The sequence below is a fragment of the Bacteroides ihuae genome, from assembly GCF_900104585.1.
Lineage (GTDB): Bacteria > Bacteroidota > Bacteroidia > Bacteroidales > Bacteroidaceae > Bacteroides > Bacteroides ihuae.
In genome coordinates this window covers 796,496-818,859 of sequence record NZ_FNVX01000005.1, presented here as the reverse complement: position 1 = coordinate 818,859, position 22,364 = coordinate 796,496, and the positions used below count along the sequence as shown (strand labels likewise).

Sequence of the window (22,364 nt, the reverse complement as noted above, 5' to 3'; positions counted from 1 at the left end):
CACCCTTTGGGGGTCATATCCCAAATCAGGCGGAATGTGTAGTAAAGTTGTTTCATATAAATGCAAAATTAAGCGTTTATTCTTTAAAAAACACAAAGTGTACCAAAATAATAAAAAGCTTATTATCAACATGTTAGTAGATTTCATAAGCACTAATAGTGTCTAAATCATAGACAACAACGTCTAACATTTAGACAGCTCTTTGGTTAGTCAAATAGAAAACTCTATCTTTGTATTTAGTTTTATCGAAAGATTATGAAGAAAAAAAATATTCTCTATTCCCTATGTTCCTTTTTACTAGTATCCTCTTGTGAACTGATCGATTATCATCCATATGATGTGCGCATTACTGGTGAAACAGGCATAAATGCTAAGAACATTGCTAAAATAGAAGCTAATTGCAAAGACAAGTCAAGCATACGCTTTGTGACCATGGGTGATTCTCAACGTTCGTATGACGAGACAGAGGATTTTGTAAAACATGTGAATAAACGCAATGATATTGATTTCGTAATTCACGGGGGAGACGTAAGTGACTTTGGAATAACAGATGAGTTTCTCTGGCAACGAGATATTATGAATAAGCTCAATGTTCCTTATGTTGTTCTTATTGGCAACCACGATGTTCTTGGTACCGGCGAAGAAGTGTATACAAAAGTTTTCGGGGCAACAGACTTTGCTTTTATTGCCGGAAACGTTAAATTCATCTGCTTAAACACCAACGCCATTGAATATGACTACTCAAACCCAATACCAAACTTTAACTTTATCGAAAACGAACTAACAAACAGAAAAGAAGAATTTCAAAAAACGGTATTCTCAATGCATGTACGTCCATTTGCCGATGAATTTAACAACAACGTGGCACGTATCTTTGATCGTTATACCAGAGAGTTTCCTGGATTGCAGTTTTGTACGGTAGCACATGATCATCGTTTGACTGCTGATGACCTATTCAACAATGGCATCATGTATTATGGCAGTGATAGCATGGCACATCGAAATTATCTAGTATTTACAATTACTCCTGAAGGATATACATATGAAGTGGTTTATTTTTAAATATAGTTTTACATTAGGAATGGCGTTATTACTATTTTGTTACAACGCAAGTGCTCAAGAAAACCGATATGATAGAAGAGTACACCATTATCGTAAAAGGTGGGAGAATCTTATCCCCACCCATACCAAGATCCAATTTGCGGGTAACATGGGACTACTATCAGTCGGCACCGGATGGGATTACGGAAAGAAAAATCAATGGGAAACAGACATACTCTTGGGCTTTTTACCAAAATTTTCGTCGGACAAAGCTAAGATTACGATGACTCTAAAACAAAATTATATGCCATGGAGTATCGATTTAGGAAAAGGCTTTTCCACAGAACCATTGGCATGTGGACTTTATTTCAACACTATATTCGGAGATGATTTTTGGGTAAAAGAACCCGAACGATATCCGAAGGGTTATTACGGATTCTCCACTAAAATACGTACGCATATATTCTTGGGGCAAAGACTAACATACAATATTGCTCCTCACAAACGGTATACAGCGAAAGCAATCACTTTTTTCTATGAGCTCAGTACATCCGATATTTACATTGCTAGCGCATTTAATAATAGTTATCTTCGACCGAAGGATTATCTCAGCCTTTCATTTGGAATAAAATTTCAGTTATTTTAAACAAGATAAAACATTGTCTAATTTTTAGACAATAACCAGGAGGTAAGTAATAGAACTTTTATCTTTGAGTCATAGAAGCTATTGGTGAACAAGAAAATGGTAAAATAGCCATTCATTCTTGGTGCAACAAAGTAGAAGAGGCGCACATTGAGCTACGGAACAATGGCACTCCTATTTCGTCCAAAGTAGCAGATCATATCTTTATTCTATTCTTTACCACAAAGCAAAATGGAAATGGGATCGGATTAAGCCTTTCCAGACAAATTATGCGACTGTCTGGTGGAAGTATTACTCAAACGACATTGCTCACTACAGCTACAGCACCTTTTACTCCAAACACTGTAAACCAAGCATTATCTTTGCAAACAAATGAGACAGTCTTCTTGTTAAAGTTTAAATGAAACACTTGTAAATTATGCTGGAAAAATTGTTGTCTAACCCACTTTTCCATAACATTAGTATCGCTGATCTCCACAGAGACTTTGATGGGCTCAGTTATCGTATAAAAATATTTGATAAAGGAGAAACACTCGCTCAACAAGGCGATGTATGCAATCGTCTCGTAATTCTCACAAAAGGAAGTGTGCGAGGAGAGATGATTGATTATTCCGGTCGTTTAATTAAGATAGAAGATATCGCTGCACCTAGAGCTATAGCACCACTCTTCCTTTTTGGTGCAGCCAATCGCTACCCCGTAGAGGTTACAGCCAACGAAACCACAGAAACAATCATCATTCCCCGAGAAAGCATCTTAAAACTATTCCGCCGAAATGAAACTTTTTTGGAGAACTACATGAATATCTCAGCCAATTATGCTCGTACACTATCGGATAAATTATTCTTCTTATCGTTTAAAACTATACGACAAAAGCTGGCCTCCTATTTACTCCGTCTTTCAGAGCAAAGCAGTAGTTTTCTAATGGATCGTTCGCAACAGGAGCTAGCTGATTATTTTGGCATATCTCGGCCTTCGCTAGCAAGAGAGTTGGGCCACATGCAAAACGATGGACTCATACTTACTGACAGAAAGCGAATTACTCTTTTAAATAAGGAAGCGCTAAAGCTGTTAATAAAGTAAGCACCTCTTTAAACGTATACGTTTAATGAAGGAGTCATGCATGTAGCAGTAAACTTTTATGTAATAGCCTTTCTATTATTGAAACTTTCTTATTATCCCAAAGACAAACAAAAAATGGGTGAACTTGTGTAAGCTCACCCATTTTCTGAAAAATATCTGAAAGGGTTATTTATATTCTTCCCAACTCTTTATAGCAATATCATCAATAGTCATAGTGCAGAATGCCAAGATGAAGGCACTTGCTAAACGAGCATTGGTAATAAGCGGAATATTCAAGTCGATGGCAGCACGACGAATCTTATATCCGTTGTCCAATTCTCCTGCAGTAAGATTCTTTGGAACATTAACCACCATATCTATCTCCTTATTATGAAGCATATTCAATGCCTGCGGATGCCCACTTTCGCTTGGCCAATAGACAAGAGTGCTTTCAATGTTATTTTCCAGAAGTGCGTTGTGCGTACCTCTGGTAGCAAATAGTTTATACCCTTTCTCAGCCAATAGACGAGCAGCATCTATCATATCGGCTTTCTGCTTAGGCGTACCCGTTGAAAGAAGAATATTCTTCTTTGGTATACGATGTCCTACAGACAGCATAGATTGCAACACTGCGCTCGAAGTATCGGAACCGATGCAGCCAACTTCTCCTGTAGAAGCCATGTCAACACCTAATACCGGGTCAGCCTTTTGTAAGCGATTGAATGAGAACTGTGAAGCTTTTATGCCAACGTAATCAAGTTCGAAAAGATTTTTCGATGGTTTCTCTACTGGCAAACCAAGCATTACCTTAGTAGCTAGTTCGATGAAGTTAATTTTCAATACTTTACTCACGAAAGGGAAGCTACGTGATGCACGCAAATTACATTCTATTACTTTGATGTCATTCTCTCGTGCAAGGAATTGAATGTTGAAGGGTCCAGAGATGTGAAGTTCTTTAGCAATTTCACGACTGATACGTTTGATGCGACGCACTGTTTCAACATAAAGTTTTTGCGGAGGGAATTGTATAGTAGCATCGCCACTATGCACACCTGCAAATTCGATATGTTCACTAATAGCATAAGCTACAATTTCTCCGTCTTTAGCTACAGCATCCATTTCAACCTCTTTGGCGTGCTCTATGAATTGACTCACCACTACCGGATGTTTTTTGCTAACGTTAGCAGCCAATTTGAGGAAGCGTTCCAGTTCTTCGTCATTAGAACACACATTCATCGCTGCACCAGAAAGTACATATGATGGACGCACCAACACTGGGAATCCAACTTCTTCAACGAACACATTGATGTCCTCAAGTGAAGTCAATTCTCTCCAACGAGGTTGATCAACGCCAATACGATCTAGCATAGCAGAGAACTTTTCACGATCTTCGGCATTGTCAATGCTCTTGGCTGTTGTACCCAAGATGTGGACTTTCTGTTCATCCAATCGCATAGCAAGATTATTTGGTATTTGCCCTCCGGTAGACACAATAACCCCATGCGGATTCTCCAATTCAAGGATATCCATAACACGTTCAAAGGTAAGTTCGTCAAAGTAAAGACGATCGCACATGTCATAATCAGTAGAAACCGTTTCCGGATTATAATTGATCATCACACTACGAAATCCTTCTTTGCGGATGGTATTCAGCGCTTGCACTCCACACCAATCAAATTCGACAGATGAACCAATTCGATAAGCTCCCGAACCCAACACAACGATAGATTTATGGTCTCCCAGATAGTTAACATCATTAGTTGTACCACAATATGTTAGGTACAAATAATTAGTCTGTGCAGGATATTCAGCAGCAAGCGTATCAATTTGTTTCACAACAGGCACAATACCAATGCTCTTGCGGTAGTTACGTACAAGTAGTATACCCTTTTCCATATCTTCACCAAAACCCGTAGCGCGAGCAATCTGGAAATCAGAAAATCCTTGTTGTTTAGCTTTAAGCAGTAACTCTGCAGAAAGCATTGATAATTGCTTATTATTATTTCCCCACTGGTGCAACTCACCCGATGTTACGATGATATTCATCAGTTTCTGAAGGAACCATTTGTCTATTTTAGTTAGTTCATGAATCTGATCAACAGTATATCCGGCACGGAATGCCTTAGAGATAACAAAAATACGTTTGTCAGTCGGCTCGCGCAGAGCTTTATCTACATCAGAAATAACCAATTCCTTATTGCCCACAAAACCATGCATACCTTGGCCGATCATGCGAAGTCCTTTCTGTATGGCTTCTTCAAAAGTACGACCAATAGCCATTACTTCTCCAACCGATTTCATCGAAGAACCTAATTCGCGGTCAACTCCGTGAAATTTGCCTAAGTCCCAACGTGGTATCTTACAAACAACGTAATCCAAAGCCGGTTCAAAAAAAGCCGAAGTTGTTTTAGTAACGGAGTTCTTCAACTCAAAAAGTCCATATCCTAATCCTAACTTGGCAGCAACAAAAGCAAGCGGATAACCAGTTGCTTTAGAAGCCAAAGCAGAAGAGCGACTCAAACGGGCATTCACCTCGATAACGCGATAATCTTCCGATTCAGGATCGAATGCATATTGCACGTTACACTCTCCTACAATACCTATATGGCGAATGATACGAATGGCTAATTCACGAAGTTTATGATATTCAGCATTGGTAAGTGTTTGCGAAGGGGCTATAACGATAGATTCACCTGTATGAATGCCCAATGGATCAAAATTCTCCATGTTACAAACAGTGATACAATTATCGAAACGGTCACGCACAACTTCGTACTCCACTTCTTTCCAACCTTTCAAGCTCTTCTCCACCAAAACTTGTGGGGAAAAAGAAAAAGCTTTTTCTGCAATGATATCAAGTTCATCTTCATTATCACAAAATCCTGAACCTAATCCTCCAAGTGCGTATGCAGCACGAATGATAACCGGATAGCCAAGTTCTTTAGCAGCACGACGAGCATCAACCACATTCTTTACCGCTTCGCTTTTTATCGTCTTAACATCTATTTCATTCAATTTATTGATGAATAATTCACGATCTTCAGTATCGATAATAGCCTGTACCGGAGTTCCAAGTACTTCAAGGTTATACTTTTCAAGAATTCCCGCTCTATATAATTCCACGCCACAATTGAGTGCTGTTTGTCCACCAAAAGCAAGCAGAATACCTTGAGGTTTCTCTTTCTGAATGACTTTCTCCACAAAATAAGGGGTGACAGGCAAGAAATAAATCTGATCGGCCACTCCCTCACTCGTTTGCACAGTAGCAATATTCGGATTGATAAGGATTGTCTCTATTCCTTCTTCTTTCAAAGCTTTGAGCGCTTGGGAACCAGAGTAATCAAATTCACCGGCTTCACCAATTTTCAAAGCTCCGGAACCTAACAACAATACTTTCTTTATATCTTCTTTCATCATCATTATCGGTTATTTTAGCAGGTTAACAAATTCGTCGAACAAGAATTCTGTATCTTTAGGCCCACTTGCAGCTTCGGGGTGAAACTGAGCGGAAAACCAAGGATTGGTTTTATGCTTAATTCCTTCGTTCGATCCATCGTTCATATTAATGAACAGCGGTTCCCAGTCATTAGTCAACGTATTATTATCAACAGCATAGCCATGGTTTTGACTAGTTATGAAGCAACGGTTAGTTCCGACCATACGCACTGGTTGATTATGACTACGATGACCATACTTCAGCTTGTAAACAGATGCTCCACCCGCTTTAGAGAGTAGCTGGTTGCCCATACAAATGCCAAAAATAGGTAATTTAGGATTTTGCATTGCTTTACGAATGTTTTGCACAGCTGCATCACATGTATCAGGATCACCCGGTCCATTACTAATAAATAAGCCATCGTACTGAAGATTAGAGAAGTCATAATCCCAAGGCACACGAATGACCTCAACATTGCGCTTAAGGAAGCAGCGAATAATATTTGCTTTCACGCCGCAATCTACAAGAACTACTTTCTTGTTACCCTTACCCTCATTATAGCGAATTACCTCTTTACAAGAGACTTTATCTACATAATTTGTGCCACTATAAGTAGCTTCTGGCACATTGTCAGCAGCATCATCAAAAATAATTTTGCCCATCATTACTCCATGCTCGCGAAGTACTTTGGTAAGTTCCCGCGTATCAATTCCCGTAATTCCGGGAATTTGTTCTCGCTTCAACCACTCAGCAAGGCTTTCCTTGGCATTCCAATGACTATATTCGTAAGAATAATCACTTACTATAATAGCTTCAGCATGAATTTTCTCACTTTCCATGAAAGTTGATAAACCATTAGATTCCAGTGTTAAGGGTGGAACTCCATAGTTACCTACTAACGGATAAGTAAGCGTCATTAACTGTCCCGCATAAGAAGGATCAGTTAAACTTTCCGGATAACCGGTCATAGCAGTATTGAAAACCACCTCACCTGCCACCGGCTTTTCATAGCCAAACGACTTACCGTGGAAACGGCTCCCGTCGTCAAGGATTAAAGTTACATTTCTTTGTTGCATTGCAGTCTATCTATATACTAAGTAGCTAAAAAATTTAAAATTGATATACTTGTTCTATATAATTAATGAATGCTTGATTCACTAATTTCACACCTCCAGGTGTAGGATAATCTCCACTAAAGTACCAATCTCCTTTATTCTTGGGACATGCCTCATGCAGTCCTTCTAAATGTTGGTAAACAATCTCAACCTTAGCCTTGGTACCTTTAGGAGTAAGTAATTCTACCATTTTGGCAGAGATCTCTTCATCTGCAAAAGGTGCATATATATCCTTTACATGGTTCACCATCTGATCTTTAGGAAGATCAACTTGTTCTTTTGCCTTATTATATGCGCGTTCAATCACGTCTTTCATATCTCTCTCCTTCAATAATTCTATAGCAGCTTTGAAGGCTATAAATTCATTCATACGAGCCATATCGATTCCGTAATAATCAGGATAACGAACTTGAGGAGAAGAGGATACTATTACTATTTTCTTTGGATTCAAGCGATCCAATATGCCTATGATACTTTGTTTTAGAGTGGTTCCACGCACAATACTATCATCTATTATCACTAAATTATCTTCATGGGGCTTCAGGCTTCCGTATGTGATATCGTAAACATGAGCAGCCAAATCATTACGACTATTATCTTCAGCAATAAAGGTACGAAGCTTTATGTCTTTGATTGCCACTTTCTCACTGCGGATACGCATAGAAAGTATTTTTTCCAGTTCATCATGCGTAGGATTGTGTCCTAAAGCTTCAATATGCTTCACTTTTAGCTCATTCAGGTAGTTATCAAAACCTTCGAGCATACCGTAAAACGCTACTTCTGCGGTATTAGGAATAAAAGAAAAAACGGTATGTTCTACGTCGTAATTGATTGCCTTCAAAATAGGTTCAACCAATTTTTCGCCCAACATCTTCCTCTCTTTATATATCTCTACATCACTTCCACGAGAGAAATATATACGTTCAAAAGAGCATGCCTTTACCTCTTTAGGTTTATTGATCTGAGAAAGACGCATCCCTCCGGCTTTATTTAAAAAGATAGCTTCACCTGGTTGTAGTTCTTTTATAGAATCAGCCGATACGTTAAAAGCAGTCTGGATAACCGGACGTTCAGAAGCCAGAACAGCTACTTCATCATCTATATACCAATAAGCTGGACGAATACCCCAAGGATCTCGCACAGCAAAAGATTCACCGCTACCTGTAACACCACAGACAACATATCCTCCATCCCAATCTTTAGTAGTAGTCTTGAGAACATTTGAAAGATCAATGCGTTCTTCTATCTCATGCGTTATATTCATCCCTGTTAATCCCTCATCTTCACATTCACGATACAAACGTTCAACTTCCCTATCCAAACGATGCCCCATCTGCTCAAGCATAATATAAGTATCTGCATACTTACGAGGGTGTTGACCAATTGCAGTAATCTTTGAAAATATCTCATCTACATTGGTCATATTGAAGTTACCGCACAGAGCTAAATTTTTTGCTCTCCAATTATTACGACGAAGAAAAGGGTGAACGTATGTAATACCTGATTTACCCGTAGTGCTGTATCTTAGGTGGCCCATATAAACTTCTCCGGCAAAAGGAAGACAACGTTTGGCATAATCAGCATCAGATAATTTGTCTGGAGAGACATCTTTAAAATAATTCTGGACGTTCCCAAATATCTCAGTAATGGCTCCCGAACCCAAAGCTCGCTCACGAAACATATATTCTTCTCCTGGACTAGCTTCTAATTTTACACAAGCCAAACCAGCTCCTTCTTGCCCACGATTATGCTGTTTCTCCATCAATAAATAGAGTTTGTTCAAACCATACATCCAAGTTCCGTACTTCTTCTGATAATATTCCAGAGGTTTAAGTAAGCGAATCATGGCAACACCACATTCATGTTTCAATTGTTCCATCTTTTATGTTTGCTATTAAACAATTTATTCTACAGTTACAGATTTTGCTAAATTTCTGGGTTGATCAACATCCATACCCTTACATACAGCGATATGATAAGCTAATAATTGAAGTGGTACAGTAGCGATCAATGGATCAAGACATTCTATCGTTTCCGGTAACTCAATGCAATAATCAGCTATTTTACTCATAAATGTATCTCCCTGCGTAACTAAAGCAATAACTTTTCCTTTACGAGCCTTAATCTCCTGAATATTGCTAAGTACCTTTTCATATAAGCCATTCTGAGTAGCAATCACTACCACAGGCATTTCAGCATCAACTAGTGCAATTGGACCATGCTTCATCTCTGCCGCCGGATAGCCTTCAGCATGTATATAAGATATTTCTTTCAATTTCAAAGCTCCTTCAAGTGCCACAGGATAACTATATCCACGACCTAGATAAATGAAGTTATGAGCATACGTGAATATCTTCGATAATTCAGCAATCTTATCATTCAGTTTAAGTACCTCTTTCATCTTATCAGGTACTTTATTTAATTCTTTCACTATCCGAAGAAATTCTTCTTCACTAATAGTATGTTTCTCTCTTGCAAGTGTTAATGCTAACATAGTAAGTACCGTAACTTGCCCGGTGAAAGCCTTTGTAGAAGCTACACCTATTTCAGGACCAACATGTATATAGGAACCTGTATGAGTAGCACGAGGAATAGAAGAACCAATTGCATTACATATACCGTAGATAAAAGCACCTCTCTTTTTGGCCAGTTCAATAGCAGCCAACGTATCAGCTGTTTCACCCGACTGAGAAATGGCAATGACAACATCACTGGGATCAATTACCGGGTCACGATATCTAAATTCAGAGGCATATTCTACTTCTACAGGAATACGACAAAAGCTTTCTATAAGGTGCTTACCTATTAATCCAGCATGCCATGAAGTTCCACAAGCTACTATTATAAAGCGTTTCGCATTTAATAGTCTTTCTTTATGATCAATAACAGCCGAAAGCACAACACTGGATCCTTCAACATTGATACGCCCTCGCATACAATCATGAATACAGTCCGGCTGTTCTGTAATCTCTTTCAACATGAAGTGAGGATATCCCCCTTTCTCCAATTGCCCTAAATTAAGTTTCACACTCTTAATTTCAGGAGTCATCTCAACATTATTAAGATTCACGACTTTCAAATCCTTATCTCGTCGGATCAATGCTATCTCTTCATCTTCCAAATATACAACTTTATCAGTATATTCTACAATAGGAGTAGCATCAGAAGCTAAGAAAAATTCATCTTGACCGATTCCTATAACCAGTGGGCTACTTTTGCGGGCTGCAATAATCTCATCTGGATGATTTTTTTCCAATACAGCAATCGCATATGCCCCTATAACCTCACCCAGTGCAAGTTGAACAGCCGTAAGTAAATCAAGATTATTGGATATCTTTATATATTCAATGAGTTGAACAAGTACTTCGGTATCAGTACTACTCTTAAATATATAACCTTTGGATTGGAGCTTTTCTTTGAGAACGGCGTAATTTTCAATAATGCCGTTGTGAATAAGAGCTAGATTTTCTGAAGAAGAAAGATGAGGATGAGCATTTAGGGAACAAGGTTCTCCATGAGTAGCCCAGCGTGTATGGGCAATACCTATATTACCGGAAAGATCTTTTTGGATAACAAAATTTTCGAGGTCAGACACCCTGCCTTTCGTCTTATACACGTTTAACTCTTGGTTATTACTGATTAATGCCACCCCCGCACTGTCATATCCACGATACTCCAGTCGTTTCAACCCTTTGATTAGGATGGGATAGGCATCTCTTTTACCAATATAGCCTACTATTCCACACATATTTAATTATGTTTTTATTTCGAGTGCAAAGATACATATTCTGAATTACATTAGGATTATATTAGCAATTAAAAAATTGACATAAACATGCAATAGAACGTCTTTTTTGTTTAAGGGCTTATTTATATACAATATCAAATTAATAGCAATAAAATATTCAAATTAAAACACAAATAAAGATAATACATTTCAATTTATAATTTTTATGCCTCTATTTGCGATAAATTATAAGTAAAATCAAAATAAAACTCAATTAATAAAACACAAAAGAAGATTTAAGATAACATTATGAAATTAGATTCGTATATTTGCAGGACATTTTGATACAACAATAGGTATTATCATACAAATAAGCTAAATGGAATGAAAGAAAAAGAACTTTTTAACAACAAAACAGAAGCAATACCTTACCAGCAACAACCTGAGCAACTAGGTTTATATGATGCTAGATACGAGCATGATGCATGCGGTGTTGGTATGTTAGTAAACATTCACGGAGGTAAGTCACATGACATCGTTGAATCAGCACTAAAAGTGCTTGAAAATATGCGCCACAGAGGTGCCGAAGGGGCCGATAACAAGACTGGGGATGGCGCCGGTATCATGCTACAGATTCCTCACGAATTTATTTTATTACAAGGTATTCCGGTTCCTGAAAAAGGTAAATACGGAACAGGATTATTGTTTTTACCTAAGAACGAAAAAGATCAGGCAAACATCCTTAGCATTATTATAGAAGAAATAGAGAAAGAAGGATTGACTTTAATGCACTTAAGAAATGTGCCTACTAATCCTGAAATTTTGGGTCATGACGCTCTCGAAAGCGAGCCAGATATTAAACAAATATTTATCACGGGCTTTGCAGAAACAGAAACGGCTGAGTGCAAACTCTATATCATCCGAAAAAAAATAGAAAACAGAATAAAGGACTCTACAATTGCAACAAAAAAGGAATTTTATATTGTTTCTCTTTCTACAAAAAGCATTATTTATAAAGGAATGCTTTCTTCTTTGCAACTGAGAACCTATTTTCCTGATTTAACAAATAGTTATTTCACCAGCGGATTAGCGTTGGTACATTCTCGTTTTAGTACTAATACATTCCCAACATGGAGTTTAGCACAACCATTTCGTTTGCTAGCTCATAACGGTGAGATTAATACAATTCGTGGCAACCGTGCCTGGATGGAAGCTCGAGAAAGTGTCTTGTCTTCCCCTAAATTGGGTGATATAAAAAATATACGTCCGATTATTCAACAAGGTATGAGCGACAGTGCCTCTCTGGATAATGTATTAGAATTCTTAGTAATGTCGGGTTTGAGTCTGCCACATGCAATGGCTATGCTCGTACCTGAATCTTTTAATGACAAAAATCCGATAAGCGATGATCTAAAAGCCTTCTATGAGTATCATTCTATCTTAATGGAACCTTGGGATGGTCCTGCTGCGCTACTGTTCAGTGATGGAAGATATGCAGGTGGAATGTTAGACAGAAATGGCTTACGACCTGCTCGCTACCTGATCACACACAATGACATGATGGTTGTAGCTTCTGAAGTAGGTGTTATGGATTTTGAGCCCGGAGATATTAAAGAGAAAGGGCGTCTTGAACCAGGAAAAATATTGCTAATTGACACTGAAGAAGGAAAGATATACTATGACGGTGAACTAAAAAAAGAACTAGCTCAAGCAAGATCTTATCGTACATGGCTCGATAATAACAGAATCGAACTTGACGAATTGAAAAGTGGTCGTAAAATATCTCATAAAGTAGAAAACTACGAACGAATGCTACGCACATTTGGTTATTCGAAAGAAGATGTTGAAAAAATCATCACACCTATGAGCACTACAGGTGCGGAACCTACAAGCTCCATGGGAAATGACACGCCACTAGCTATTCTTTCGGAGAAACCACAATTGCTATATAATTATTTCCGTCAACAATTTGCGCAAGTTACCAATCCTCCTATAGATCCAATAAGAGAAGAATTAGTTATGTCTCTCACAGAATATATTGGTGCGGTTGGAATGAATATACTGACACCTAGCGAGAGCCACTGCAAGATGGTATGTGTCAATCATCCTATATTAAGCAATACACAACTTGATATTCTTTGCAATATTCGCTATAAAGGATTCAAGACGGTAAAATTGCCAATGCTTTTTGAGGTTTCAAAAGGAAAAACCGGATTGCAGGAAGCTTTAGCAGAACTCTGCAAATTAGCAGAAGATTCAGTTTCTGAAGGTGTGAATTATATCGTTTTAACAGACCGTGACATAGATGCTTCTCATGCCGCCATTCCGTCATTATTAGCTGTAAGTGCAGTACACCATCACCTCATCTCTGTAGGGAAACGTGTACAAACAGCCTTAGTGGTAGAATCAGGCGAAATCCGTGAAGTAATGCATGCAGCTCTTCTCTTAGGATTTGGAGCAAGCGCGATTAACCCATATATGGCCTTTGCTATCCTTGATAAACTAGTAAGTGATAAAAATATCCAACTAGACTATGCTACTGCTGAGAAAAATTATATCAAAGCAATCTGCAAGGGATTATTGAAGATTATTAGTAAAATGGGGATTAGCACAATAAGATCTTATCGTGGAGCTAAAATTTTTGAAGCTGTAGGGTTAAGTGAAGAATTAAGCAGCACTTATTTTGGAGGAATCGGTTCTCGTATTGGTGGCATCCGCTTAGAAGAGATTGCCAACGATGCAATAATCTTTCATAATGATGGATTTGGATCTGAAGTCATAGATAATCAACTTATTAATAAAGGTATATATGCTTATAGAAAAGATGGAGAATACCACGCATGGAATCCGGAGACTATAAGTACATTGCAACTTGCCACTCGCCTTGGGAGTTATAAAAAGTTCAAAGAGTTCACAGCCATGGTCGATGGGAAGGAATCTTCCACATTTTTGCGAGATTTCTTAGACTTTAAGCGTAAACCAATCAGCATAGATAAAGTAGAACCAGTAGAAAATATTATGAGACGCTTCGTTACAGGAGCCATGTCGTACGGTTCTATTAGCAGAGAAGCTCACGAAGCGATGGCTATTGCTATGAATAAGATACATGGCCGAAGCAATACCGGTGAAGGTGGAGAAGATGCTGCTCGCTTCATTCCACGTGAAGACGGATCAAGCCTACGTAGTGCTATTAAACAAGTAGCCTCAGGACGTTTTGGCGTTACTACTGAATATCTTGTTAACGCAGACGAAATTCAAATAAAGATAGCCCAAGGAGCAAAGCCGGGAGAAGGAGGACAACTACCTGGATACAAAGTAGATCAGGTCATTGCTAAAACAAGACATAGTATTCCTGGAATTTCTTTAATTTCTCCTCCCCCACATCACGACATTTATTCGATTGAAGATTTAGCTCAACTCATTTTTGATCTTAAAAATGTTAACCCCAAAGCTGTAGTAAGTGTAAAACTTGTAGCAGAAACGGGTGTGGGTACTATTGCTGCTGGAGTAGCAAAAGCTAAAGCTGACCTAATTGTTATTTCTGGCGCTGAAGGAGGAACGGGTGCATCACCTGCTTCTTCTATCCGTTATGCCGGAATCTCTCCTGAATTGGGATTAAGCGAAACTCAACAGACATTGGTTTTAAACGGGCTGCGGGGACAAGTTAAACTACAAACAGATGGTCAGTTAAAGACTGGTCGTGACATTGTATTGATGGCGATGTTAGGAGCTGAGGAATTTGGATTTGCAACTTCTGCACTCATTGTACTAGGTTGTGTCATGATGCGTAAATGTCACATGAATACCTGCCCAGTCGGTGTTGCGACTCAAAATGAGGAACTCAGAAAACGTTTCCGAGGACGAAGTGAATATTTGGTAAACTTTTTCACTTACTTAGCAGAAAATGTTCGCGAACATCTTGCAGAGATGGGATTTGAGAAATTAGATGATATCATCGGCCGTACTGATCTTATAGAACGTAAAGCAGAAGATGGTATCGAGAAACACTCCCTACTCGACTTTTCTAGATTATTAGTACGCATAGATAATAAAGCTTCACTTCGCCACATGACAAATCAAGATCATGCCATTTCAAAGGTGAAAGATGTAGAAATCATCCATGCAGCTAGTGCCGCAATAGAACGTGGTAAGGAAATGTCTCTAGAATACACCATAGCCAACACGGATCGTGCTGTTGGAGCTATGTTATCTGGAGCTATTGCAATCAAGCATGGAGATAAAGGGCTTCCAGAGCATACTTTAAGCATAAAATTTAAAGGATCTGCCGGGCAGAGTTTCGGTGCATTTCTCGTATCAGGAGTAAACTTTAAGCTTGAAGGTGAAGCCAATGACTATTTGGGAAAAGGACTAAGCGGTGGACGTATTGCTCTCTTACCTCCTGTTAGAAGCAACTTTGAAGCTGAACACAATACAATTGCAGGCAACACGCTGCTTTATGGTGCAACTTCAGGTGAAGTTTATATAAACGGACGAGTTGGTGAACGTTTTGCCGTACGCAATTCTGGTGCAATAGCTGTTGTTGAAGGTGTAGGTGACCACTGCTGCGAATATATGACAGGTGGACGCGTAGTAGTCCTTGGACAGACAGGAAAGAACTTTGCTGCAGGGATGAGTGGCGGTGTCGCTTATGTTTGGAACAAAGAAGGAAACTTTGATTTCTTCTGTAATATGGAAATGGTAGAGCTCTCTCTCATTGAGGAAGCTAGCTATAGAAAAGAACTACATGAACTAATACGCCAGCATTATCTTTACACCGGCTCAAAATTGGCCCGCACAATGCTTGACGACTGGGGGCATTATGTTGATCAGTTTATTCAGATAGTACCAATAGAATATAAAAAAGTATTGCAAGAAGAACAAATGCGCAAATTACAGCAGAAAATTGCTGATATGCAGAGAGATTATTAAAACAAACCAGTACAAAAGAATTTCGAAAGGAGATATATTATGGGAGATCCTAAAGCTTTTCTAAAGATACAAAGACAAGAGGCTGGTTATCGGCCTATCCACGAGCGAATAACCGATTTTGGTGAAGTTGAACAAACTTTGAATACAAATGATCGCAGATTACAAGCTTCACGCTGCATGGACTGCGGTATACCATTCTGTCATTGGGCTTGTCCGGTTGCTAACAAGCAACCAGAATGGCAAGATGCATTATATAGAGGAAATTGGAAAGAAGCCTATGATGTACTTTCTTCCACATGCGATTTTCCTGAATTTACTGGGAGAATATGCCCAGCTCCTTGTGAAAAAAGTTGTGTGTTAAAACTATCATCTGACGAACCTGTTACTATACGCGAAAATGAAGCTGCTATTGTAGAAGTCGCTTTTCGTGAGGGATATATTAAAGCAATAATTCCCAAAAGAAATGGTAAGAAAATTGCGATTATTGGTGCTGGTCCTGCCGGTTTAACTGCTGCAAACAGATTGAATCACAAAGGGTATCAAGTGACTATATTTGACAAGGCAGAAGCCCCGGGAGGTTTGTTGCGCTATGGTATTCCAAACTTCAAATTGAACAAGAATATTATTGACCGCCGCATGAAAATTCTGAAGGAAGAAGGTATTATCTTTGAAATGGGTATTGAAATAGACCCTCAGAAACTGCCAGCAGGATTTGATGGATACTGTTTTTGTATTGGTGCAGAAACGCCAAGAGACCTAACTATTCCGGGGCGTGAATTAAAAGGAATTCACTTTGCACTTGATATTTTGAGTCAGCAAAATCGTATTTTAGAAGGAGCGACTTTCTCAAAAGATAAATTAATCAATGCCAAAGGTAAGAAAGTGCTAGTGATTGGTGGTGGAGATACCGGTTCTGATTGCATTGGAACAAGTATCCGTCAGGGAGCAGAGAGCGTTACTCAAATAGAAATCATGCCTCAACCTCCTGTTGGACATAATGATGCTACACCTTGGCCGCAATGGCCTCTAGTACTAAAGACCAGTACTAGCCATGAAGAAGGATGTACTCGTCGTTGGAGCCTTACTTCTAACCAGTTCATCGGAAAAAATGGAAAAGTAGCAGGGGTTGAAGTAGAAGAAGTTGAATGGATACCATCAACAAATGGAGGACGTTCTACTATGAAACCAACCGGAAAAACTGAAATCATTGAAGCTGATTTGGTACTACTGGCTATGGGGTTTCTAAAACCGGAGATTCCTCAATTCCCTCAAAATGTTTTCTTAGCCGGAGATTTTGTAAGCGGACCAAGCCTGGTTGTGCGAGCTATGGCTGATGCTAAGATTATGGTTAGTAAAGTTGATGCATTTTTCAATAAATGAGATTACGCAAAAAAAACTAAATAAATCAATAACCCCCAAACTAAGAAAACTATGTGTGGAATAGCAGGTATATTTAATATAAAAGAACAGAATAAAGAGCTAAGACAAAAAGCTCTTAAAATGGCGCAAAAGATACGCCACCGTGGTCCCGATTGGAGTGGAATCTATGTAGGCCCTACAGCAATACTTGCTCATGAACGTTTATCAATAGTTGATCCTCAAAGTGGTGGACAACCATTATATTCGCCAGATAAAAAGCAAATTCTTGCTGTTAATGGTGAAATTTATAATCATCGTGATATTCGTGCAAAATATGCAGATAAATATGATTTTCAAACAGGATCAGACTGTGAAGTCATATTAGCTTTATATAAAGACAAAGGGATTGATTTCCTTGAAGATTTAAGTGGCATTTTTGCATTTGCTCTATATGATGAAGAAAAAGATGCATTTCTTATAGCCCGCGATCCTATCGGAGTCATACCATTGTATATAGGTAAAGACGCAGATGGAAAAGTTTATTGTGCTAGCGAATTAAAAGCTCTTGAAGGCTTTTGTGAAGAATACGAGCCATTTTTGCCGGGACATTATTACTGGAGCAAAGAAGGTGTTATGAAGCCTTGGTATACACGAGACTGGACAGAATTCGATGCCGTTAAAAATAACGAAGCCAAAGTAAGTGATGTGCATGATGCATTAGAGGATGCTGTTCAGAGACAACTAATGAGTGATGTACCTTACGGCGTTTTGCTAAGTGGCGGACTTGATAGTAGTGTTATTTCTGCTATTGCAAAAAAGTATGCTGCTAAACGAGTTGAAACCGACGGAGCAAGTGAAGCGTGGTGGCCACAATTGCATTCTTTTGCTATAGGGTTAAAAGATGCTCCTGATTTATCTAAAGCTCGTGAAGTTGCAGATTACATCGGCACCGTTCACCATGAAATCAATTATACGGTTCAAGAAGGCCTTGACGCCATTCGCGACGTCATCTATTTCATAGAAACGTATGATGTAACAACTGTGCGCGCGTCAACTCCAATGTATCTTTTAGCTCGTGTTATTAAATCCATGGGTATCAAAATGGTACTTAGTGGAGAGGGTGCTGATGAGATATTCGGAGGATATTTATATTTTCATAAAGCGCCTGACGCAAAGTCTTTTCATGAGGAAACAGTACGTAAGATAACTAAGTTGCACCTTTACGATTGTCTCAGGGCAAATAAAAGTTTAGCAGCTTGGGGAGTTGAAGGACGTGTGCCATTCTTGGACAAAGAATTTCTGGATGTAGCAATGAGAATTAATCCCGAAGCTAAAATGGCTCCTGGAAAAGTAATTGAAAAAAAGATCGTTCGCGAAGCATTTGCTGATGTACTTCCTGCTAGTGTAGCATGGAGACAAAAAGAGCAGTTTAGCGATGGAGTAGGCTATAATTGGATTGACACTTTAAAGGAAGTGACTTCCAATGCTGTAAGCGATGAGCAGATGGATCATGCAAGCAATCGATTCCCCTTCAATACTCCTAGAAGTAAAGAAGAATATTACTACAGAAGCATTTTTGAAGAACATTTTCCAAGCCAAAGTGCAGCACATACAGTGCCAAGCGTTCCAAGCGTAGCATGCTCAACAGCTGAAGCCTTAGCATGGGATGCTTCATTTAAAAACGTCAATGAGCCGTCAGGCCGAGCTGTAAAAGGTGTGCATACTGAAGCATATTAATAAGTAGCATTACATAGCGGTAGCACAGATGGCATAGAAATTACAAATTAGTTACAAATTTGTAGATTCTGTGTCATCTGTATTTTTTTTATCTATCTTTGCTTAACAAAAATAAATAAAATTATAGCTATGAAAATTAAAAGACTTATTATTATTACATCGTTATTCATTACTACTCATTCTGCAATGGCGCAAACACAGGCAATAGCCCACCGTGGATTCTGGAAAACCGATGGCTCTGCAGAAAACAGCCTCACCTCTCTTGAAAAAGCCGATTCAATTGGTTGTTATGGCAGTGAGTTTGATGTATGGCTTGCTGAAGATAATGAATTAGTGGTAAATCATGATGGTTCCTATAAAGGAAAAAACATGGAAAAGACTCCTTCTTCTGAACTGATAAAGTTAAAACTTAAAAACGGGGAAAACTTACCTACTTTAAAACAATATCTCAAAAAAGGAAAAAAACTTAAAACTCGCTTTATTTTAGAATTAAAAGCACATAGCACCCCAGAGCGAGAGACCGAAGCTATACAAAAAATTATCTCAATGGTAAGAGGTATGGGCTTAACAAACAGAATGGAATATATCAGCTTTTCACTACATGCAATTAAAGAATTTATTCGTTTGGCTCCAGAAGGCACTCCCATTTTTTATCTAGAAGGAGGCCTTTCTCCGCAACAGCTTAAAGAAATTGGGGCAACTGGAGCAGATTATCATTTAAATGTATTCAAAAAAAATCCAGACTGGATAGCAAAATGCCATGAATTAGGACTAAAAGTAAACGTTTGGACAGTAAACAAGAGCGAAGACTTTCAGTGGCTTATAAACAATGAAGTAGACTACATCACAACAAATGAGCCTGCATTATTGCAGGAAATACTAAAAAACAAGTAAATAAACCTTCTTATATCTACTTAAAAAACAGATATTACATTTATATTTAAAGAAATAATATGCAAAAACATCTCTAAAAATAACAATATTGAAAATTTAGCCTCTAATTTTTAATAATATGATATTTTTATAGCCCCTATTTAAAAAAAATGAAATATCGAATAAAATAAATAGATATAAGAAAGCTATTTTACAACAAATATAACCAAAATGTCGTATATTTGCAATGTAGTAAAACAAAAGGATACAACAACCAACCAATAAACCTCAAAATGACAAGTAGGATTAAGTTTACTAAAATGCATGGAGCGGGCAATGACTACATATATGTAGATAATACTAAATACCCTATCCTAAATCCTGAACGACTATCAATAGAATGGAGCACGCCACACACAGGAATCGGCAGCGATGGCCTTGTCTTAATAGGCAAATCAAATGTAGCCGATTTCAGCATGCGTATTTTTAATGCTGACGGTTCTGAAGCTATGATGTGTGGTAATGCAAGTCGTTGCATTGGAAAATACATTTATGAATATGGTTTATCTGAAAAGCCGGAAATATCTCTGGAAACTCTTTCCGGAATTAAAATATTAAAACTTGAGATCAAGGATAAAGCAGTAATTGCTGTCACTGTAAACATGGGCACACCTACTCTGGAATTGGTGGACTTTGCAGGAGAAGGAAAAAAAGAAATGATATCGCAGCCTATCAGCGTTGGTCAAAAAACAGTTATTGCCACAGCCATATCAATGGGAAATCCTCATCTAGTTATCTTTGTTGAAGATATTAATAGTATTAACCTACCTGAAATAGGACCCAAAATTGAAAATCTGCCAATCTTCCCTGATCGCATCAATGTAGAATTTGCCCAAATATTAAACGATAAAGAAATACGAATGCGGGTATGGGAACGCGGTTCGGGTATTACACAAGCCTGCGGAACCGGAGCTTGTGCTACTGCAGTGGCTGCATTTATCAATAACAAATCTGGACGAAAAGTGGATATAATCATGGATGGTGGAACGCTAACAATTGACTGGGAGCAAGAATCTGGTCATGTATTAATGACAGGGCCAGCCACTAAAGTATTTGATGGAGAAATAGATATAAACGACTGACATATAATAGTTTAACCAACAAAAAAACAGTTCCTACAATAGGACAAGCTTAAAACAAAAACAATTATGGCATTAGTTAATGAACATTATTTAAAACTCCCGGGAAGCTATTTATTCTCGGACATTGCAAAGAAAGTAAACACTTTTAAAATCACACATCCGAAACAGGATATCATACGCATGGGAATCGGAGATGTAACACGTCCGTTGCCACAAGCTTGTATAGAAGCTATGCATAAAGCTGTTGAGGAACTGGCTAATAAAAAGACCTTTCGTGGATACGGACCGGAACAAGGATATGATTTTCTTATAGAAGCTATTATAAAGAATGATTATGCATCTCGTGGCATCCACCTTAGTCCAACGGAGGTTTTTGTAAGTGACGGTGCCAAAAGTGATACAGGTAACATTGGCGATATCCTTCGTCATGATAACAGTGTAGGAGTGACCGATCCCATATATCCTGTATATATTGATAGCAATGTAATGAGCGGACGCGCTGGAACGTTAGAAGAGAATGGGAAATGGAGTAATGTGGTATATATACCCTGCACTAGCGAAAATGATTTTATACCTCAAATTCCGGATAAACGAATTGACGTTCTATATCTTTGCTATCCAAACAATCCTACCGGAACAACATTGTCTAAAGAGGAATTGAAAAAGTGGGTAAACTATGCATTAGCTAACGACACACTTATTTTGTTTGATGCAGCATACGAGGCATATATTCAAAATCCGGATATTCCACACTCAATCTATGAAATAAAAGGAGCTAAAAAGTGTGCTATCGAGTTTCGTAGTTTTTCGAAAACGGCAGGATTTACAGGAGTTCGTTGTGGTTATACTGTTGTGCCGAAAGAACTGACAGCAGCAACACTTGAAGGAGACCGCATTCCTCTGAATCGTTTATGGAATAGACGTCAATGTACAAAATTTAACGGAACATCATATATTACACAGCGTGGTGCCGAAGCTATTTTCAGTCCCGAAGGTAAAGCACAAGTAAAGGAGACCATAGACTATTATATGACGAATGCCAAAATAATGAAAGAGGGACTTGAAGCCACAGGACTGAAAGTTTATGGAGGAGTTGATGCTCCTTACCTTTGGATAAAAACACCTAATGACACAAGTTCTTGGCGATTCTTTGACCAAATGCTTTATGAAGCCAATGTAGTAGGTACACCGGGTGTAGGATTTGGGCCTAGTGGCGAAGGATATATCCGCCTTACAGCATTTGGAGAACGAGAAAACTGCATCGAAGCTATGCGACGATTGCGAAATTGGATAAAATAATGA

At 38.5% G+C, this 22,364-nt stretch carries 13 protein-coding genes and 1 pseudogene; 10 read left to right on the top strand and 4 right to left on the bottom strand.

The window, feature by feature from the left end; all coding sequences use genetic code 11:
• Nucleotides 1-255: 255 nt before the first annotated feature.
• From BQ5338_RS08775 to BQ5338_RS08765, 4 genes and pseudogenes are all read left to right on the top strand, one after another.
• The gene (locus tag BQ5338_RS08775) at nucleotides 256-1,062 is read left to right on the top strand and encodes a metallophosphoesterase family protein (protein WP_071146428.1); all 807 of its coding nucleotides are present in this window, start codon (nucleotides 256-258) and stop codon (nucleotides 1,060-1,062) included.
• Between the two features lie 19 nt (nucleotides 1,063-1,081).
• Nucleotides 1,082-1,687 carry a hypothetical protein gene (locus tag BQ5338_RS08770; RefSeq protein ID WP_235816419.1) on the top strand — a complete coding sequence of 202 codons (606 nt, stop codon included), beginning with the start codon at nucleotides 1,082-1,084 and terminating at the stop codon, nucleotides 1,685-1,687.
• A 71-nt stretch (nucleotides 1,688-1,758) separates the two neighbouring features.
• Nucleotides 1,759-2,088 (top strand): annotated as a pseudogene (locus BQ5338_RS16505) (ATP-binding protein); the annotation flags it as partial.
• Between the two features lie 14 nt (nucleotides 2,089-2,102).
• Nucleotides 2,103-2,765 (top strand): Crp/Fnr family transcriptional regulator, encoded by a 663-nt coding sequence (locus BQ5338_RS08765; protein ID WP_071146426.1) that lies wholly within the window; start codon nucleotides 2,103-2,105, stop codon nucleotides 2,763-2,765.
• Between the two features lie 165 nt (nucleotides 2,766-2,930).
• On the opposite strand, the gene carB is transcribed toward BQ5338_RS08765, so the two are convergent.
• From carB to glmS, 4 genes are read right to left on the bottom strand one after another with little or no spacing between them, the layout of a single operon-like run.
• Complete coding sequence (carB, locus tag BQ5338_RS08760) at nucleotides 2,931-6,161, bottom strand: carbamoyl-phosphate synthase (glutamine-hydrolyzing) large subunit (protein ID WP_071146860.1); 3,231 nt, start codon at nucleotides 6,159-6,161, stop codon at nucleotides 2,931-2,933.
• Between the two features lie 9 nt (nucleotides 6,162-6,170).
• Entirely contained in the window at nucleotides 6,171-7,256 is a 1,086-nt protein-coding gene (gene carA, locus BQ5338_RS08755) for a glutamine-hydrolyzing carbamoyl-phosphate synthase small subunit (protein WP_071146425.1), read from the bottom strand.
• Nucleotides 7,257-7,290: 34 nt separating this feature from the next.
• On the bottom strand, nucleotides 7,291-9,174 hold the full coding sequence (locus BQ5338_RS08750; RefSeq protein WP_071146424.1) for an amidophosphoribosyltransferase: 1,884 nt from the start codon (nucleotides 9,172-9,174) through the stop codon (nucleotides 7,291-7,293).
• Nucleotides 9,175-9,198: 24 nt separating this feature from the next.
• Nucleotides 9,199-11,043, bottom strand: coding sequence for a glutamine--fructose-6-phosphate transaminase (isomerizing) (gene glmS / locus BQ5338_RS08745; protein ID WP_071146423.1), 1,845 nt, complete (start codon nucleotides 11,041-11,043; stop codon nucleotides 9,199-9,201).
• A gap of 363 nt (nucleotides 11,044-11,406) precedes the next feature.
• Here glmS and gltB point away from each other — a divergent pair, with 363 nt between their 5' ends.
• The 6 genes from gltB (at nucleotide 11,407) to BQ5338_RS08715 (ending at nucleotide 22,361) form a co-directional block, all read left to right on the top strand.
• The gene (gltB, locus tag BQ5338_RS08740) at nucleotides 11,407-15,951 is read left to right on the top strand and encodes a glutamate synthase large subunit (protein WP_071146422.1); all 4,545 of its coding nucleotides are present in this window, start codon (nucleotides 11,407-11,409) and stop codon (nucleotides 15,949-15,951) included.
• A 39-nt stretch (nucleotides 15,952-15,990) separates the two neighbouring features.
• The gene (locus tag BQ5338_RS08735) at nucleotides 15,991-17,331 is read left to right on the top strand and encodes a glutamate synthase subunit beta (protein WP_071146421.1); all 1,341 of its coding nucleotides are present in this window, start codon (nucleotides 15,991-15,993) and stop codon (nucleotides 17,329-17,331) included.
• Between the two features lie 51 nt (nucleotides 17,332-17,382).
• Entirely contained in the window at nucleotides 17,383-19,047 is a 1,665-nt protein-coding gene (gene asnB, locus BQ5338_RS08730) for an asparagine synthase B (protein ID WP_071146420.1), read from the top strand.
• A 129-nt stretch (nucleotides 19,048-19,176) separates the two neighbouring features.
• Nucleotides 19,177-19,941: a glycerophosphodiester phosphodiesterase family protein gene (locus BQ5338_RS08725; RefSeq protein WP_071146419.1), complete on the top strand. Its 765-nt coding sequence runs from the start codon at nucleotides 19,177-19,179 to the stop codon at nucleotides 19,939-19,941.
• 272 nt (nucleotides 19,942-20,213) lie between these two features.
• On the top strand, nucleotides 20,214-21,062 hold the full coding sequence (gene dapF / locus BQ5338_RS08720; RefSeq protein ID WP_071146859.1) for a diaminopimelate epimerase: 849 nt from the start codon (nucleotides 20,214-20,216) through the stop codon (nucleotides 21,060-21,062).
• A 66-nt stretch (nucleotides 21,063-21,128) separates the two neighbouring features.
• Complete coding sequence (locus BQ5338_RS08715) at nucleotides 21,129-22,361, top strand: LL-diaminopimelate aminotransferase (protein WP_071146418.1); 1,233 nt, start codon at nucleotides 21,129-21,131, stop codon at nucleotides 22,359-22,361.
• The last annotated feature ends 3 nt before the right edge of the window (nucleotides 22,362-22,364 follow it).

Excerpts from the sequence above, each read along its gene's own strand:
- BQ5338_RS08775 (WP_071146428.1), top strand. The coding sequence starts at position 256 with ATGAAGAAAAAAAATATTCTCTATTCCCTATGTTCCTTTTTACTAGTA.
- BQ5338_RS08770 (WP_235816419.1), top strand. The coding sequence starts at position 1,082 with ATGGCGTTATTACTATTTTGTTACAACGCAAGTGCTCAAGAAAACCGA.
- BQ5338_RS08765 (WP_071146426.1), top strand. The coding sequence starts at position 2,103 with ATGCTGGAAAAATTGTTGTCTAACCCACTTTTCCATAACATTAGTATC.
- carB (WP_071146860.1), bottom strand. The coding sequence starts at position 6,161 with ATGATGAAAGAAGATATAAAGAAAGTATTGTTGTTAGGTTCCGGAGCT.
- carA (WP_071146425.1), bottom strand. The coding sequence starts at position 7,256 with ATGCAACAAAGAAATGTAACTTTAATCCTTGACGACGGGAGCCGTTTC.
- BQ5338_RS08750 (WP_071146424.1), bottom strand. The coding sequence starts at position 9,174 with ATGGAACAATTGAAACATGAATGTGGTGTTGCCATGATTCGCTTACTT.
- glmS (WP_071146423.1), bottom strand. The coding sequence starts at position 11,043 with ATGTGTGGAATAGTAGGCTATATTGGTAAAAGAGATGCCTATCCCATC.
- gltB (WP_071146422.1), top strand. The coding sequence starts at position 11,407 with ATGAAAGAAAAAGAACTTTTTAACAACAAAACAGAAGCAATACCTTAC.
- BQ5338_RS08735 (WP_071146421.1), top strand. The coding sequence starts at position 15,991 with ATGGGAGATCCTAAAGCTTTTCTAAAGATACAAAGACAAGAGGCTGGT.
- asnB (WP_071146420.1), top strand. The coding sequence starts at position 17,383 with ATGTGTGGAATAGCAGGTATATTTAATATAAAAGAACAGAATAAAGAG.
- BQ5338_RS08725 (WP_071146419.1), top strand. The coding sequence starts at position 19,177 with ATGAAAATTAAAAGACTTATTATTATTACATCGTTATTCATTACTACT.
- dapF (WP_071146859.1), top strand. The coding sequence starts at position 20,214 with ATGACAAGTAGGATTAAGTTTACTAAAATGCATGGAGCGGGCAATGAC.
- BQ5338_RS08715 (WP_071146418.1), top strand. The coding sequence starts at position 21,129 with ATGGCATTAGTTAATGAACATTATTTAAAACTCCCGGGAAGCTATTTA.